This window comes from Virgibacillus sp. DJP39, from assembly GCF_049310925.1.
In the GTDB taxonomy this organism is placed as follows: Bacteria; Bacillota; Bacilli; order Bacillales; family Amphibacillaceae; genus Virgibacillus_F.
Map to the genome: position 1 here is coordinate 1 of NZ_JBMERP010000211.1, position 522 is coordinate 522.

Consider the following 522-nt stretch of genomic DNA (forward strand, 5'->3'; position numbering starts at 1 on the left):
CCACTTGGTATCCCTGAATATGAGGATAAAATCGTCCAACATGCATTAGTGAAGATTCTTAGCGCTGTTTACGAGCAAGACTTCCTTGACTGTTCATTCGGGTTCCGCCCGAAAAAGGGGATGTCATGATGCCCTGAAGATTCTTAATGTGTATGCAGAGAAGCGCAAGACCAACTATATTGTGGACGCCGACATTAAAGGTTTTTTTGATAATGTCAACCATGAGTGGATGATGAAATTTCTAAAACACCGTATCAATGACCCAAGTCTCCTACGAATCATATCCAGGTTTTTAAAAGGCGGATATATGGAGGAAGGAAAATATTTTGATACGGATAGAGGAACACCGCAAGGTGGTGTCATTTCACCAATTCTAGCCAATGTTTATCTACATTATGCTTTAGATTTATGGTTCGAAAAGGTGGTTCGAAAAAGGTGCAAAGGGCAGGCGTACATCGTACGTTACGCGGACGACTTTGTATGTTGTTTTCAATACAAAAGTGATGCTGACTTCTTCTACTC

Annotated in this window: 1 protein-coding gene; it reads left to right on the plus strand. The window is 41.0% G+C overall.

Annotation, left to right across the window (positions count from 1 at the left end; all coding sequences use genetic code 11):
* Positions 1–148: 148 nt before the first annotated feature.
* A partial coding sequence (locus ACOI1D_RS21860) for a reverse transcriptase domain-containing protein (RefSeq protein ID WP_422504318.1) occupies positions 149–522 on the plus strand: 374 nt, incomplete at its 3' end.